The following is a 12,811-nucleotide window of genomic DNA, read 5'->3' as shown; positions in this document are numbered from 1 at the left end:
CTTTGATATTTCAGAAACGACACCACCAGAAAGTCCTGCGCCAATGTACCGTTTTTTTCCGATCCTGATCCTATTAACCGCATGTACCGAAGGCTCTGTCCCGCAAAATGATACGCTTGCAGCGGAAGATGTGGCTGTCGATTTGGCCTTCTGTAAGGGTGAACCTTTTGCTGATGCAATCGGCCAGCCGGTCTCAACCATACAGGCGCAGCTTCCCGAACGGTCACGCGTTCTGGGCCCGGATGATATCGCCACTCAGGATTATCGCATCGATCGGCTAAACGTCTATGTGAATGGCTCAGGCACCATTCAAAGACTTACCTGCGGATGAAATCACTTGCCCCGATAGACCAGAATGTCAGGCACGTAGTCGATCAGGCGAATAATCCAAGAAAATGGGGCCGGAAAATCGGTACGGAATCGGCGTTGGGACATCGCCCGGACCACCCGATCAGCAGCATCTTCGGGCGTCATTAACATGGGCATGTTGAAACTGTTCTTGTTGGTTAGACGGGTTTTGATGAATCCCGGATTGACGATCCGGACAGTGACGCCTGTACCTGCCAAATCATGGCGCATCGTCTCGGCCAGCGAGATCAGGGCAGCTTTGCTGGAGCCGTAAGAGATCGCATTGGGAAGCCCATGATACCCGGCTAGCGATCCGATCAGGGTGATGTCTCCATTTCCCTTCTGAATTAAGTCAGGCACCGTTTCGCCCAGAACACGCAATGCGCCGAAATAATTAACGTCACTGATCACCAAGGCAGCTTCGGTGTTCCAATCGGCCGTATTGATCGGATCATAGGTGCCCGCATTGTAAACAAGCCCATCAAATGCGCCGACCTCAACCACAGCACGGCAGACAGCATCAAGATCGGTCACATCAAATGGGACAGCACGTGTATTGGGCAACTTCTCACAAATCTCGGCCAGTCGTGATGCATTGCGCGCCGACAAGATAAGATGCGCACCTTGACGGCTAAGCGCCTCGGCCAGCGCTTTGCCTAGCCCTTCGCTGGCACCGATGATCCAATAGGTCTTTCCGTCAAATTTGCTCATTTAAGGGCCTTTTCGCACCGCTAAGTTCAATACGGCGCGATGATTACTTTGGATCACGCGTAGTGTTCTGAGCATAGGGCAGTCATCATTACGTAGTACGATGGAAAAAAACTTCTACTCCGGTTGATCCAGTGCACCATTCCCAGCGTATCCTATTGTAAAAGCCAAATAACGAGGATGGAATGTTCGACGAAACCCGGTGCGTACGCAAGAAAATAGCAGTTATTGGTGCAGGCATTTCAGGTCTCTCCGCAGCTTATTACCTTTCTGAAAATCACGATGTCACCGTGTTCGAGGCTGAACCTCGACTTGGTGGCCATGCCCGTACGGTAATGGCCGGTAAGAATGGTGATCAGCCGGTCGATACCGGTTTTATCGTCTTTAACTACGTCACCTACCCTTATCTGACGCGATTGTTCGATAAATTGAACGTGCCCGTCACAAAAAGCGAAATGAGCTTTGGCGCCACCATCGACAATGGCCGCATCGAATACGGGCTGAACAACCTGCGCACACTGACGGCGCAGAAACGCAATCTTGCGCGTCCGGCCTATTACAAGATGATCGCCGACATCCTGCGCTTTGGAAAAGAAGCCCCCGAAGCCGCGCAGGACGATGACACCACTATCGGAGAGCTGGTGGATCAGCTGCGCCTCGGCCACTGGTTCCGGCACAATTACCTGATGCCGATGTGCGGCGCGATCTGGTCAACACCGGTTGAGTTTGTCGATCAATTCCCCGCCCGCTCTCTGGTCCAGTTCTTCCGCAACCATGCTCTGCTGGCTTCCGGCCGCGCCAATCAGCATCAGTGGTACACCGTGAAAGGCGGCAGCATCGAATATGTCCGTCGGATCGAGGCAGCTTTGCGCAAGCGAGGCAGCGATATTCGTCTAGCTTCACCCGTACAAGGGATTGAACGGCATGATCTGGGCGTCACCGTACATGCAGGCGGCGAGACTGATTTGTTTGATGAGATCATTATGGCCACCCATTCAGACCAGTCCCTTGCCATTTTAGGTGATGCGGCGACAAAGGCGGAAAAACATGCTCTCGGTGCGATCAAGTATCAACCGAACAAAGCCATTCTTCACTGTGATCCCCGCCAGATGCCACGTCGGCGTGCCTGCTGGTCCAGTTGGACCTACCGGTCGCAAAAAGGCAATGTTGGGGTCACATATTGGATGAACCGGCTACAGAACATTCCCGACAGTGATCCGCTGTTCGTGACCCTGAACGCCGCATCAGACATTCCTGCGGACAAAATCTATGACGAGGTCGAATTCGCCCACCCGGTATTCGACAAAGCCGCCTTGCGTGCTCAAGGGCAGATTCGTCAGATGCAGGGACAGAACCGAACCTGGTTTGCTGGTGCCTATAACCGGCATGGCTTTCACGAAGACGGGATCGCCAGTGCCATGCACGTGGTTGAGCGCATAACTGGCACCCCGCAGATAATCGGAGCTGACAATGATATCTCTGAAAAAGAACTCGCCGTTCCTGCCTCAGCCTAAACTCGCCGCGACACTGGTGTCGCTGGTGCTTCTGGCCCCCGGAGCACCGGCAGCGTCACCCGTTTTTGGTGCCCTAAACGATGCTGAGTTACGCGGCTCAGCGACGTTCCGCTATTTGGGTTTCCCAATCTATGATGCGCAGCTGTTCACCCCAGGCGGCACGCCTCTGAATTGGAGCCAGGATTTCGGGCTTGAACTGCGCTATCGCCGAAACCTGTCCAAAAAGGCTCTGGTGAACTCCACATTGGACGAGATGAAGCGGATCGGACGTGCCGCCCCCGTGCGCAGCCAACTTGATGTCTGTTTCGACGCCGTCAGCAAAGGCGATCGCTATCTTGCGATCTCGCAAGGGCCAAACAAGGTTGGGTTCTGGCTGAACGGGCGCAAAGTTTGCACCATATCCTATCCGGGCATCAAACGCAGCTTCATGTCGATCTTTTTGGGCGACAACACCCGGTCGGCATCATTCACCCGGACATTGCGAGGCAACTGATGCTGTATCCGCGGGTCAGTCTCTATGCGTTGATGCTGGCTGCGGCGGGTATCCCGCTATACATCCATTTGCCTCGGTTTGCGGCCGTGAACCTCGGTATTGGGCTAGGAGTGATCGGCACCGTTCTGCTGGTCATCCGGCTAGTTGATCTGGTGCAGGATCCACTAATCGGCTGGGCGATTGATCACTGGCCAAGCAGGCAGATCCTGTTCGCCACCGCCGCAGCGCTGGGCCTGGCGGTCGGATTTCCGTTGCTTTTCGGACTGCCGGAAGGGGCCAGTATCCCCGTATTAGTATCTATTTTGATCCTTTTGTTTTCAGCCTACAGCCTCGGAACCATCCTGCTCTACGGACGCAGCGCGACTCTTGCAAAACAGGCCAACCCGAAAGAGTTAATGACGCTGGCTGCCTTCCGAGAGGGCGGGCAACTGACCGGCGTGATAATCGCCGCCGCTGCACCCGCCCTGTTCGTAGCCGTTGGTGCTGGTGCACAAGGATATCCGGCCTTTGGTCTGTTCCTGGGAATTCTGGCGGTCGTGACATTGGCCGTGACATTGCCAATGTGGCGACGCACGCCAATCACTGGGCACGGGCTGTCTTTCGCGGTCCTTGGACGGTCCGGTGCTTTGCGTCTACTCGCTCTTGCGTTGGTGAATAGCCTGCCCGTCGCGATCACCTCAACCCTGTTCCTGTTCTTTGTTGAAGACCGGCTGCAACTGCCTGGCAAAGCGGGGCCTTTGCTGATCTTGTTCTTTCTCAGCGCGGGGCTCAGCGTGCCGTTCTGGGCAAAGCTCAGCAACAGGATTGGCCCGAAACAGACTCTGATGATTGCCATGCCGCTGGCCATTGTCGGTTTTGTCGGGGCTGCGCTTCTGGCCCCCGGTAATCTAGCCGGATTCGCGATCATCTGCCTGGCATCCGGCGCCGCTTTGGGGGCGGACATGGTGGTGCTGCCCGCCATGTTCTCGGTCGTTTTAACCCGCGCTGGGTTGAACGCATCTGCCGCGTTCGGCATCTGGTCCTTCGCAGGCAAGCTTGGACTCGCGCTGGCTGCCTTTTTCACTCTGCCGCTACTGGAACGCAGCGGCTTTACACCCGGACAGGCCAATTCGGCTGAGGCTTTGAACACACTCACCCTCGCCTATGCTGTCCTGCCTTGCATTCTTAAACTTGGAGCGTTTGGCTTGGTCCTGACGCTCCCGACAGAGGTCTCTGCCAAATGAAAACGCTCCTGTTCTGTCTTCTCGCCATATTTGCGGTGTTCGCTGTGAAGAACCGTTTCCTCAGCTTCCGGTCGCAATCACCGTCCGACTACAGCGGGACCGGGCCTGAGTTTTCGCTGAAGAAGAACCTGAATGGAGAGATCCTGTCGGAGGGGCTGATCTATGGCCCGAACGGCAAGATGTCGAACAGCTTTGTCGCGCGAATGGTCGGCGAATGGGAGGGCAACACCGGCACGTTGTCCGAGTATTTCACTTATTCCAATGGCAAACATATGGCCCGCAAATGGCATCTGACGCTGGGCACCGGAAACACCTTCACCGCAACGGCGGATGATATTGTGGGCGAAGGCAAAGGTGTGATCTCGGGCGCGACCGTAAAACTGACCTATCGCATCATCCTGCCCGACGATGCGGGCGGGCACACACTGGATGTGACGGACTGGATGTACCTCACCGAAAATGGGGTGATCATGAACCGTTCCGAGATGCGCAAATTCGGGATCAAAGTTGCCGAGTTGGTCGCCACAATGCGCCCGGCCCCCGAGGTCAAGTCGACCCATCTGCATGGTGCAAATGGGCATGATTCAGACTCTGATATGCGGGTTTTGCAATGATCACTCGCCGCACGCTTGTTGCGATCGTCGCCCTCGCGGGGCTGGCGACGCTCACCGCCTGCTCGGGCAAACCCCGCGTCCCTAACACGTTCCTGTCAGACCGTCAGTTGAACCTTGAGGAATTCTTTGAAGGTAAGACCGTCGCCTACGGCCAGTTTCAGGATTTGCTTGGCAACGTCCCTCGTCGCTTCACGGTCGATATCGACGGCAAGTGGGACGGTGAGACCCTGACGCTTGTTGAGGATTTCGTCTACGACGATGGCGCCACCGAGCAACGGATTTGGACTCTGACCAAAACCGGCGAAGACACTTGGACCGGCACCGCGCCCGGTGTGCTGGGCACTGCCAGCGGGGTTGAGCGAGGCGATACGTTTAACTGGAAATACAAAATCGATCTGCCGGTTAAAGACGGCACCATGCGGGTCAATTTCGATGACTGGATGTGGCTCTTGTCCGATGACCGGCTACTGAACCGAGCCTATGTCTCACGATATGGCGTGAGGTTGGGTGAGGTCATTTTGTTCTTTGAGAAAAAGTAGCCACCCCGCCAGTACAGCCAGCGGGGTGTAATAAGCTCAAACAGTTCCGCCCAAGCTGCCTTCCAACTCGACCATTTCCTGACCACCGGCCATCAGGTCCTGCAGCTCTTCCGGGGTGATCTGGCCACGCTGCGCTGTGCCTAGCGTCTGGCCACGGTTTAGAACCGTGAATCGGTCACCCACTGCCAATGCATGACGAACGTTATGGGTGATGAAGACAACGGCAATGCCCTGCTTGCGCACTTTGTCGATCGTCGCCAGCACGTTGGCCGTTTGGCGCACACCAAGGGCCGAAGTCGGTTCGTCCAAGATCAACACCTTAGCCCCGAAATGCACAGCACGCGCAATGGCAACAGTTTGGCGTTCACCACCCGATAACGTGCCAACCGCTTGATCGGGTCCACGCAGGTTGATGCCCATCTTCTTCATTTCTTCCATCGTGACCTTGTTGGCATAGTCATGATCGAAAAGCTGGATAGGACCGACCTTCTTGACCGGCTCGTTGCCCATGAAGAAGTTGCGAGAAACCGACATCAGAGGGATCATCGCCAGATGCTGGTGGACTGTCGCGATCCCGGCTTCGATCGCATCGCGCGGGTCCGCGAAATGCATGGGATGGCCTTCAAACAGAATCTCGCCATGCGTGGGCTGGTGTACCCCGGACATAGTCTTGATGAAGGTCGACTTACCCGCGCCGTTATCGCCAAGAAGACAATGACATTCACCGGGGAACACATCCACCGAGACACCTGCCAGTGCGATCACGCTGCCAAAGTGCTTTTCGATGTTCTTCATCTGGATGATGGGTGCATGTTCGGGATTCATATCAACGCTCCCCTGTGATGATGCGGCGAATATAGGTGTTAAGGATCACGGCCCCCAGAAGGATCACACCCAGGAACACCCGGAACAGTGAGCTTTCGACCCCGGCAAAGAACAAGCCCTGCTGCACGACGCCAAAGATCAACGCGCCAAGCGCAGCACCCAGAACCGAACCGTAGCCTCCGGTCAGAAGCGCGCCACCGATGACAACGGCAATGATCGCTTCGAACTCTTTCAGCAGACCCCGATCGGCACCAGCGGATCCGAACTCCATGACCTGACAGACGGCGAAGATCGTGGCGCAGAAGGCGGTGAACATGAACATCAGAATTTTGACCCGGTTCACGGGAACACCCGAGTTACGGGCCGCCTCAGCATCACCACCCGACGCGAAAATCCAGTTTCCGAATTTGGTTTTGGTCAGCAACACATGGCCAAAGATGATCAACACGATCGCCCAGACAATCAGCATCGGAACCCCATCCACGACGGGCTGACCTTGACGCGTGCCGCGTTCGAACACGGCGATGATCCCGGCGTCCCCCATCCACTGAAAGAAACCTTGCAGGATTTTGCCGCCAAAGATTGGCGCCAGCCAATCACCCTCGGCCGCGTCCTTTACACCACCAATGATGGTTTTGCGTTCGATCACCTGCGGCAGGAAGATTGTGAAACCACGCAGGATAAACAAGAAGGCCAGGGTGACAATGAAGCTGGGAAGCCCTGTACGGATCACGATCCAACCATTCAGCGCGCCAATTGCCAATGCCATGGCGAAGGTAACGATGATGGCCATCCAGACCGGCCAGGCCAGTGTGACCGAAAAGATTGCGATCATCATCCCTGAAAAGCCGATCATCGAACCGACTGACAGGTCAAACTCACCGGCGATCATCAGAAGACAAGCACCCACGGCAATGATCATGAACTGCGCTGATACAACCGACCAGTTCATCATGCCCTGTGCGTTAAACATCCCGCTGTCGAAAGCAAAGAGCAGGAAAAAGGTGAACACAGCGACCGTGCCGACCATTCCGCCAAGTTCCGGCCGGATCAGCGCCTTGCGCAGCGGAGAAATCTCTTTGATCCGTTCGTCGGTTACAGCCGTATTTTGAGCAGACTCGCTCATAAGAACGCCCCTCCGAGTTATGCAGTGATTTTGCGTCTGAAAGTCAAAACGGGCACCCCATGCTCAGGGTGCCCGCGTTTAAAGAATTAGCGGTACTCGCCAGCGAATTCTTCGATTTTGCTCAGACCGTCTGCAGTTACGAAACCGGGGCCCGAGTTGATGTTGTTGCCTGGTAGAACACCGTAGCGGTGGTAGTTTGCCATAACAACAACCGGCAGATATGCCTGCAGGAAGGGTTGCTGGTCGATACCCCACTGGATCACGCCGGACTTGATGCCTTTGACGATTTCACCACCCAGATCGAAGGTGCCGAAATAGATGTCACCAGCCATGCCGTTTTCTTCCAGGGCCAGGATAGTCGGATCAGCCGAGGTCGGGCCAAGCGTCAGCACGGCATCCGTATCCGGATTCGCCGACAGATAGGCCAGCACACGGTTCTTAATTTCGGCAGGGTCCTGACCGGCGTCAATCATCTGATCGCCCAGTTCGATCCCCAGACCGTCTGCAAAACCCTGGCAGCGTTCCTGGCTGGAGGGTTGCACGATATAGTGGTTCACGCACAGGAACGAGCCGATTCCGTCGCCTTTGGCCCGCTGGCCTGCGGCGAAGCCGGCGTCATATTCGGGCTGACCAACATACATCAGAGCGCCAACTTCACGCGCTTGATCCGGGGTGCCGGTATTCATGATGATCACGTCTACACCCGAATCCACGGCCGATTTGATTGGACCACTCAACACGTCATAGTCCGCCAGCGTGGTAATGATCCCATTCGGTCCCGAGGCCGCGGCCTGATCGATGATCCGCGCCATATCGGCAAGGTCGCCGGTAGGCGGGTTGCGATATTCAACCTCGACACCCATCTGGTCGCCCGCAAGCGCGATACCATTCTTGATGGTATTCCACCAGCTGTCGCTGTCAGGGGCGTGGCTAACCAGAATGTATTTCTCACCCTCAGCCGCAGCGCTCGTGGCTGCGATCAAAGGCGTCGCTGCGACGACAGCGGCCAGTGCCAGCTTCTTCGTCAGTGAAGTCATAATGTCCTCCCAAAACATATCGTTTTCCCGGAATGAGGTTTTTTCTCCGAACCTCTCCGACTCGATTTAGAACATATCTGATATCTTTTTGCAACCGGTTGCAAAACATAATAGAAGTGTTTCATACTGTATCTGCCAGAGAATACGGGTAAAAGGGCTGCTAAAAACTTAGAAAGGTCAGGCGGAATATGGCTGTCACATTGAAAGAGGTTGCAGAACGCGCGGGGGTTTCCCGGTCCGCTGTGTCGCGCACTTTCACCGATGGAGCCTCGGTTTCCGACAAAATGCGTCGCAAGGTTGAGAAGGCCGCGCGAGAGCTGGGATACAGCCCAAACGCCCTGGCGTCCTCGCTGACAACAGGACGTACAAAACTGATCGGGCTGGTCTCGAACAACTTTCACAACCCTATTTTTCTTGAAGTCTTCGACCTTTTTACCCGCGGTCTACAGGACCGCGGCCTGCGCCCGTTGCTGGTGAACCTAACCGATGAGGTAGATCCGGCAAACTCGGTTCGTATGTTACGGCAGTATTCGGTTGATGGCGTCGTGGTGGCATCCTCGACGTTGCCACCTGGTTTTGCCAAAGCGTTTCGCGATGCAGGTGTACCGGTGGTTCACAGTTTCGGCAGGTCCTCTTCGTCACCCCAGGTTCATGTTGTGGGCATCGACAACGTGGAATGCGGGCGCATGGCGGCGCGCGAACTTGTTGCACGCGGATATGGAAAGGTGGCCTTCCTTGGCGGACCCGAAGCCGCAACTTCTACACAAGATCGCCATGCGGGCTTCATGTCAGAAATGGCGCTGCACCCTCAGATCACTGTGACCTGCTCATTTGCCGAGGCCTACTCATTCGACGCAGGTCGTCAGGAAATGCTGAGCCTTTTGAAGTCTGAACGGGCTGATGCCTATTTCTGCGGTGATGACGTATTGTCCATCGGAGTGTTGTCCGCGATTTTGGATAGTGGCCTAAACGTGCCCGAGGATATTGGCATCATTGGCCTGAACGACATGGAAATGGCGCGGTGGGAGAATATCGACCTCACCACGATCCATCAGCCAATCCGCCAGATCGTCAGTTCCTCGATCGAGTTGATGGTGGCGACCCTGAACGAGCCTGACCGATACCCTGAAGCGCGCATCTTTCCCTGCTCGGTGGTGGAACGGGGCACGTTGCGCCCCGTCCCTTAAATTTATCGGAACATCGGTGGGCGCGCATCCATCCACACGCTGCCCTGTTTTGCCGACTCGACCGCAGTATGCACCGCTGCCATCGACCGCACGCCGTCTGCAGCATTCGGCAGACCGTCACGGGTATCTCCGGATATGGCATCCGCCAGATCGCAATAGATATTGGCAACCGCCAACGGGAACCCTTCAGGATGCGCAATCGCCACGCGGCTTAGGCGCTGAGCCTCTTCGTGCAAACCGCCCTCACCTTTTTCGATGATCTGCATGCGACCGCCAACAGGCGTATAGATCAACTGATTTGGCTGCTCGGACGCCCAGCGCAAGCCGCCTGTTTCCCCAAACACCTGAATGTCGAACCCGTGCTGCCGACCGATGGCGACAGACGAAGTCCACAACCTTCCAACTGCGCCTTTCTGTGTCCGGAAGTTGACCATGGCGTCATCTTCCAGCTCGCGGCTACCGATGGTTGAAGCGAAATCCGCCGACAGAGTCTCAACCTCATCATCGGCGATAAAACCAGCCATATGCATTGCATGGATTCCACAATCTGCGAACTGCCCAGACACGCCCGCCATCGCCGGATCATAGCGCCAGCGGACGCGCGGATTGTCGGCATCAGTGGCATCCCCATGATGGCCATGGCTGAAATTGGTGACGACAAGACGGACCTTGCCGATCTCACCGGCGCGCACCATCGCACGGGCCTGACGCACCATCGGATAGGCCGAATAGCAATAGTTTACCGCGCAAATCTTGCCGGATTTCTCGGCAACTTTGACGATCTCTTCGCCCTCCTCCACGGTCATGGTCATGGGTTTTTCGCAAAGCACATTGAACCCGGCCTCAAGGAATGCCTTGGTGATCTCAAAATGCGTGGCATTGGGCGTGGCCACGGTGACCAGATCGATCCGGTCTTCGCGTCCGCGCTCACCTGCCAACATCTCGGTCCAATCGCCATAGGCACGATCTGCCGCGATGCCCAGCCTTTGCGCGTATTCGCGACCAACATCGGGCCGGTGATCCAGCGCCCCAGCAGCGAATTCGAAATGCCCGTCCGCCAGCGCGCCCAAGCGGTGCGCCGGTCCGATCTGGCTGCCTTCGCCGCCGCCAATCATGCCCCATTTCAGCTTGGTCATGGTCTTGGCCTCCTCAATTGAAACCAATGGATTCGAGGTATTCGCGGTTCTTCCGCGCGTCGCCGACTGGATCAGGATCGAGTGTAGGATCGCAGTCCTGTTCAACCGTGCACCACCCGGTGAAGCCTGCATCCAGCAGCACCTGACGGACCGACGGGAAGTCTACGTCGCCTTCACCCAGATTGCAGAAAATCCCCTGCCCGCAGGCATGGTAGAAGCCCGTCCGGTTGGCAATGACATCCGCCTTCACGGTTGGCGAAATATCCTTGAAGTGCATATACGAGATCCGATCAACGTAGCGCTGCATGAAACCAACCGGATCAAACCCGGCATAAGAATGATGCCCGGTGTCGAAGCAGATTTTCAGAAGGTTTTCATCGACTTCATCCAGCAATCGAATGAGTTCCGGCTCAAAGTCCATGAAACCTGCCGCATGGGCGTGCATGCCCACCGTCAGCCCGTATTCTTCCGCGCCAATGCGTGCGCTTTCGGCGATCCGGTCGCGATATGCCGTCCACTCGGCCTTATCCATCTGCTCGGCTTCATCGGCGCGACCTGCGGTTGGTGCGCGACGGGGTGAGATCGCATCGATCAACACCAGATGCTGTGCCCCATGCGCCTTCAACGCGCGGGCGGTACGATGAGTGGCATCCAGCACATCCTCCCACGCGTTGGGGTCATGATAGTTGCGGAACACCACGCCCCCGATCAATTCCAGATCATGCTCGGCAAGCGCATCGGCCAGAACTGCTGGGTCTTCAGGCATAAAGCCCACTGGGCCCAGTTCGATGCCCTTGTACCCAGCCTGGGCACAGTCGCTGAGAACGGTTTTCCAATGCGGATTGCGCGGGTCCAGCGCGAATTCCACGCCCCAGGAACAGGGCGCATTACCAATTCTGATGCTCATCTTGTCTTGTCTCCGATGCTCAGAAATCTTCGATGTTTTTCCAGTTTTCATCCGCCGACGACGCCAGCGCCGCAGCAACGATCCGGTTGACCTCATGCCCGTCACGGAAGGTCGGCCAAACCGGCTTGCCTGTCTCGATCGCGCGCAGGAAATCACGCGCTTCGATGATGATCTGATCCTGATAGCCCGTGCCATGGCCAGGGCCCTGACAGAACGGCTCATAGTCCGGATGGGCGGGTCCGGTCAGGATTTTGCGGAAGCCGCGTTCGGACTCGGGGCCTTCCATGCGGTAGAGCCACAATGCGTTCTGATCCTCCTGATCAAACCGGATCGCACCCTTGGTGCCGCTGATCTCGTAGGCGTATCCCATCTTGCGTCCGGTCGCGATGCGGCTGAAATACATCGATCCCATCGCCCCGTTCGCGAAGCGCACCATCATCTGGGCGTGATCGTCGTTATCCACTTCACCACCCGGGCGGGTTTTATGAACCGTTTCAACCTCGGCCATCACGCGCTCGATTGGCCCAATTAGGGCTAGCGCCGCGTTTATCATGTGTGGCGCTAGATCGCCCATCGTCCCGTTGGACATTCCAGATGTACGCCAGGTCGCCGGTGCCTGCGGGTCGGCATAAAAATCTTCGGTATGCTCGCCGCGAAACCATGTGATGTCACCGATCTCACCATTGGCGATCAACTGACGAGCATGTTGGCTGGCGGGTGTGCGGATATAGTTGAATCCGACCATGTTGGTCAAACCTGAGGCCTCTGCCGCAGCCACCATGGCATCGCCATCTTCCATCGATGCGCCCAGGGGTTTCTCGCATAAAACCGGCTTACCCAGCGCAAAGGCTGCCAGAGCAATCTCGCGATGCGTTTCCTGAGGGGTGGCGATCACAACCGCCTCGACCTTCGGATCGCTCACAAGCTCGCGCCAGCTATCTGTCGAACGCGCGAATCCATAAGACTGACGATAACGCTCGGCGCTTTCTGGCGAGGATGCGCACACCATCTCAAGTCGCGGGCGCAAAGCGGTGTTGAACACTGCCCCGACCGAAGACATGGCGACCGCATGGGCCTTACCCATATACCCGCCGCCCAGAATGCCAATGCCGATATCTGCCATTCCGACGCCCTCCTCCGCTTTTTCTTGAAAA

14 protein-coding genes are annotated in these 12,811 nt (G+C 56.5%); 7 read left to right on the top strand and 7 right to left on the bottom strand.

From position 1 onward, the window contains the following. Positions 1-43: 43 nt before the first annotated feature. Positions 44-331, top strand: coding sequence for an I78 family peptidase inhibitor (locus tag AC2FI7_RS15665; RefSeq protein ID WP_010438373.1), 288 nt, complete (start codon positions 44-46; stop codon positions 329-331). Positions 332-333: 2 nt separating this feature from the next. Here AC2FI7_RS15665 and AC2FI7_RS15660 read toward each other — a convergent pair whose 3' ends face one another. Next, a complete protein-coding gene (locus AC2FI7_RS15660; RefSeq protein ID WP_010438371.1) occupies positions 334-1,059 on the bottom strand; it encodes an SDR family NAD(P)-dependent oxidoreductase in 726 nt (241 codons plus the stop codon). Positions 1,060-1,241: 182 nt separating this feature from the next. Between AC2FI7_RS15660 and AC2FI7_RS15655 the strand changes: the two genes are divergently transcribed. The 5 genes from AC2FI7_RS15655 to AC2FI7_RS15635 are packed head-to-tail and all read left to right on the top strand — an operon-like array spanning position 1,242 to position 5,439. Continuing rightward, a complete protein-coding gene (locus AC2FI7_RS15655) occupies positions 1,242-2,570 on the top strand; it encodes an NAD(P)/FAD-dependent oxidoreductase (RefSeq protein WP_010438369.1) in 1,329 nt (442 codons plus the stop codon). After that, positions 2,527-3,063 carry a hypothetical protein gene (locus tag AC2FI7_RS15650; protein WP_010438367.1) on the top strand — a complete coding sequence of 179 codons (537 nt, stop codon included), beginning with the start codon at positions 2,527-2,529 and terminating at the stop codon, positions 3,061-3,063. Before AC2FI7_RS15655 ends, AC2FI7_RS15650 begins: the two co-directional genes overlap by 44 nt. Beyond that, positions 3,063-4,286, top strand: a complete 1,224-nt coding sequence (locus AC2FI7_RS15645) for an MFS transporter (RefSeq protein ID WP_496815735.1) — start codon at positions 3,063-3,065, stop codon at positions 4,284-4,286. Before AC2FI7_RS15650 ends, AC2FI7_RS15645 begins: the two co-directional genes overlap by 1 nt. Then, the gene (locus AC2FI7_RS15640; protein ID WP_010438361.1) at positions 4,283-4,900 is read left to right on the top strand and encodes a DUF3833 domain-containing protein; all 618 of its coding nucleotides are present in this window, start codon (positions 4,283-4,285) and stop codon (positions 4,898-4,900) included. The genes AC2FI7_RS15645 and AC2FI7_RS15640 overlap by 4 nt, the downstream gene beginning before the upstream one ends. Next, positions 4,897-5,439 (top strand): DUF3833 domain-containing protein, encoded by a 543-nt coding sequence (locus AC2FI7_RS15635; protein WP_010438359.1) that lies wholly within the window; start codon positions 4,897-4,899, stop codon positions 5,437-5,439. The genes AC2FI7_RS15640 and AC2FI7_RS15635 overlap by 4 nt, the downstream gene beginning before the upstream one ends. A gap of 36 nt (positions 5,440-5,475) precedes the next feature. Here AC2FI7_RS15635 and AC2FI7_RS15630 read toward each other — a convergent pair whose 3' ends face one another. The 3 genes from AC2FI7_RS15630 to AC2FI7_RS15620 form a co-directional block, all read right to left on the bottom strand. After that, positions 5,476-6,264: an ATP-binding cassette domain-containing protein gene (locus tag AC2FI7_RS15630; protein WP_010438358.1), complete on the bottom strand. Its 789-nt coding sequence runs from the start codon at positions 6,262-6,264 to the stop codon at positions 5,476-5,478. Position 6,265: 1 nt separating this feature from the next. Next, a complete protein-coding gene (locus tag AC2FI7_RS15625) occupies positions 6,266-7,390 on the bottom strand; it encodes an ABC transporter permease (RefSeq protein WP_010438354.1) in 1,125 nt (374 codons plus the stop codon). Between the two features lie 86 nt (positions 7,391-7,476). Further along, on the bottom strand, positions 7,477-8,427 hold the full coding sequence (locus tag AC2FI7_RS15620) for a sugar ABC transporter substrate-binding protein (RefSeq protein ID WP_029621694.1): 951 nt from the start codon (positions 8,425-8,427) through the stop codon (positions 7,477-7,479). A gap of 188 nt (positions 8,428-8,615) precedes the next feature. Between AC2FI7_RS15620 and AC2FI7_RS15615 the strand changes: the two genes are divergently transcribed. Next, positions 8,616-9,614, top strand: a complete 999-nt coding sequence (locus AC2FI7_RS15615; protein ID WP_010438347.1) for a LacI family DNA-binding transcriptional regulator — start codon at positions 8,616-8,618, stop codon at positions 9,612-9,614. A 2-nt stretch (positions 9,615-9,616) separates the two neighbouring features. On the opposite strand, the gene AC2FI7_RS15610 is transcribed toward AC2FI7_RS15615, so the two are convergent. Genes AC2FI7_RS15610 through AC2FI7_RS15600 form a run of 3 tightly spaced genes read right to left on the bottom strand, consistent with a single transcriptional unit; the run spans position 9,617 to position 12,780 of the window. Next, entirely contained in the window at positions 9,617-10,750 is a 1,134-nt protein-coding gene (locus tag AC2FI7_RS15610; protein WP_010438344.1) for a Gfo/Idh/MocA family protein, read from the bottom strand. 13 nt (positions 10,751-10,763) lie between these two features. Continuing rightward, a complete protein-coding gene (locus AC2FI7_RS15605) occupies positions 10,764-11,657 on the bottom strand; it encodes a TIM barrel protein (protein WP_010438341.1) in 894 nt (297 codons plus the stop codon). 19 nt (positions 11,658-11,676) lie between these two features. Then, positions 11,677-12,780 (bottom strand): Gfo/Idh/MocA family protein, encoded by a 1,104-nt coding sequence (locus AC2FI7_RS15600; protein WP_029621693.1) that lies wholly within the window; start codon positions 12,778-12,780, stop codon positions 11,677-11,679. Positions 12,781-12,811: the final 31 nt, after the last annotated feature.

This window comes from Ruegeria sp. YTSA064 (assembly GCF_059610325.1).
Note: the sequence above shows the minus strand (reverse complement) of the source record. Positions and strands in the feature narration are given on the sequence as shown.

Bases quoted from the DNA above. Each gene is read 5' to 3' on its own strand.
- AC2FI7_RS15665 (WP_010438373.1), top strand. From the start codon at position 44: ATGTACCGTTTTTTTCCGATCCTGATCCTATTAACCGCATGTACCGAA.
- AC2FI7_RS15660 (WP_010438371.1), bottom strand. From the start codon at position 1,059: ATGAGCAAATTTGACGGAAAGACCTATTGGATCATCGGTGCCAGCGAA.
- AC2FI7_RS15655 (WP_010438369.1), top strand. From the start codon at position 1,242: ATGTTCGACGAAACCCGGTGCGTACGCAAGAAAATAGCAGTTATTGGT.
- AC2FI7_RS15650 (WP_010438367.1), top strand. From the start codon at position 2,527: ATGATATCTCTGAAAAAGAACTCGCCGTTCCTGCCTCAGCCTAAACTC.
- AC2FI7_RS15645 (WP_496815735.1), top strand. From the start codon at position 3,063: ATGCTGTATCCGCGGGTCAGTCTCTATGCGTTGATGCTGGCTGCGGCG.
- AC2FI7_RS15640 (WP_010438361.1), top strand. From the start codon at position 4,283: ATGAAAACGCTCCTGTTCTGTCTTCTCGCCATATTTGCGGTGTTCGCT.
- AC2FI7_RS15635 (WP_010438359.1), top strand. From the start codon at position 4,897: ATGATCACTCGCCGCACGCTTGTTGCGATCGTCGCCCTCGCGGGGCTG.
- AC2FI7_RS15630 (WP_010438358.1), bottom strand. From the start codon at position 6,264: ATGAATCCCGAACATGCACCCATCATCCAGATGAAGAACATCGAAAAG.
- AC2FI7_RS15625 (WP_010438354.1), bottom strand. From the start codon at position 7,390: ATGAGCGAGTCTGCTCAAAATACGGCTGTAACCGACGAACGGATCAAA.
- AC2FI7_RS15620 (WP_029621694.1), bottom strand. From the start codon at position 8,427: ATGACTTCACTGACGAAGAAGCTGGCACTGGCCGCTGTCGTCGCAGCG.
- AC2FI7_RS15615 (WP_010438347.1), top strand. From the start codon at position 8,616: ATGGCTGTCACATTGAAAGAGGTTGCAGAACGCGCGGGGGTTTCCCGG.
- AC2FI7_RS15610 (WP_010438344.1), bottom strand. From the start codon at position 10,750: ATGACCAAGCTGAAATGGGGCATGATTGGCGGCGGCGAAGGCAGCCAG.
- AC2FI7_RS15605 (WP_010438341.1), bottom strand. From the start codon at position 11,657: ATGAGCATCAGAATTGGTAATGCGCCCTGTTCCTGGGGCGTGGAATTC.
- AC2FI7_RS15600 (WP_029621693.1), bottom strand. From the start codon at position 12,780: ATGGCAGATATCGGCATTGGCATTCTGGGCGGCGGGTATATGGGTAAG.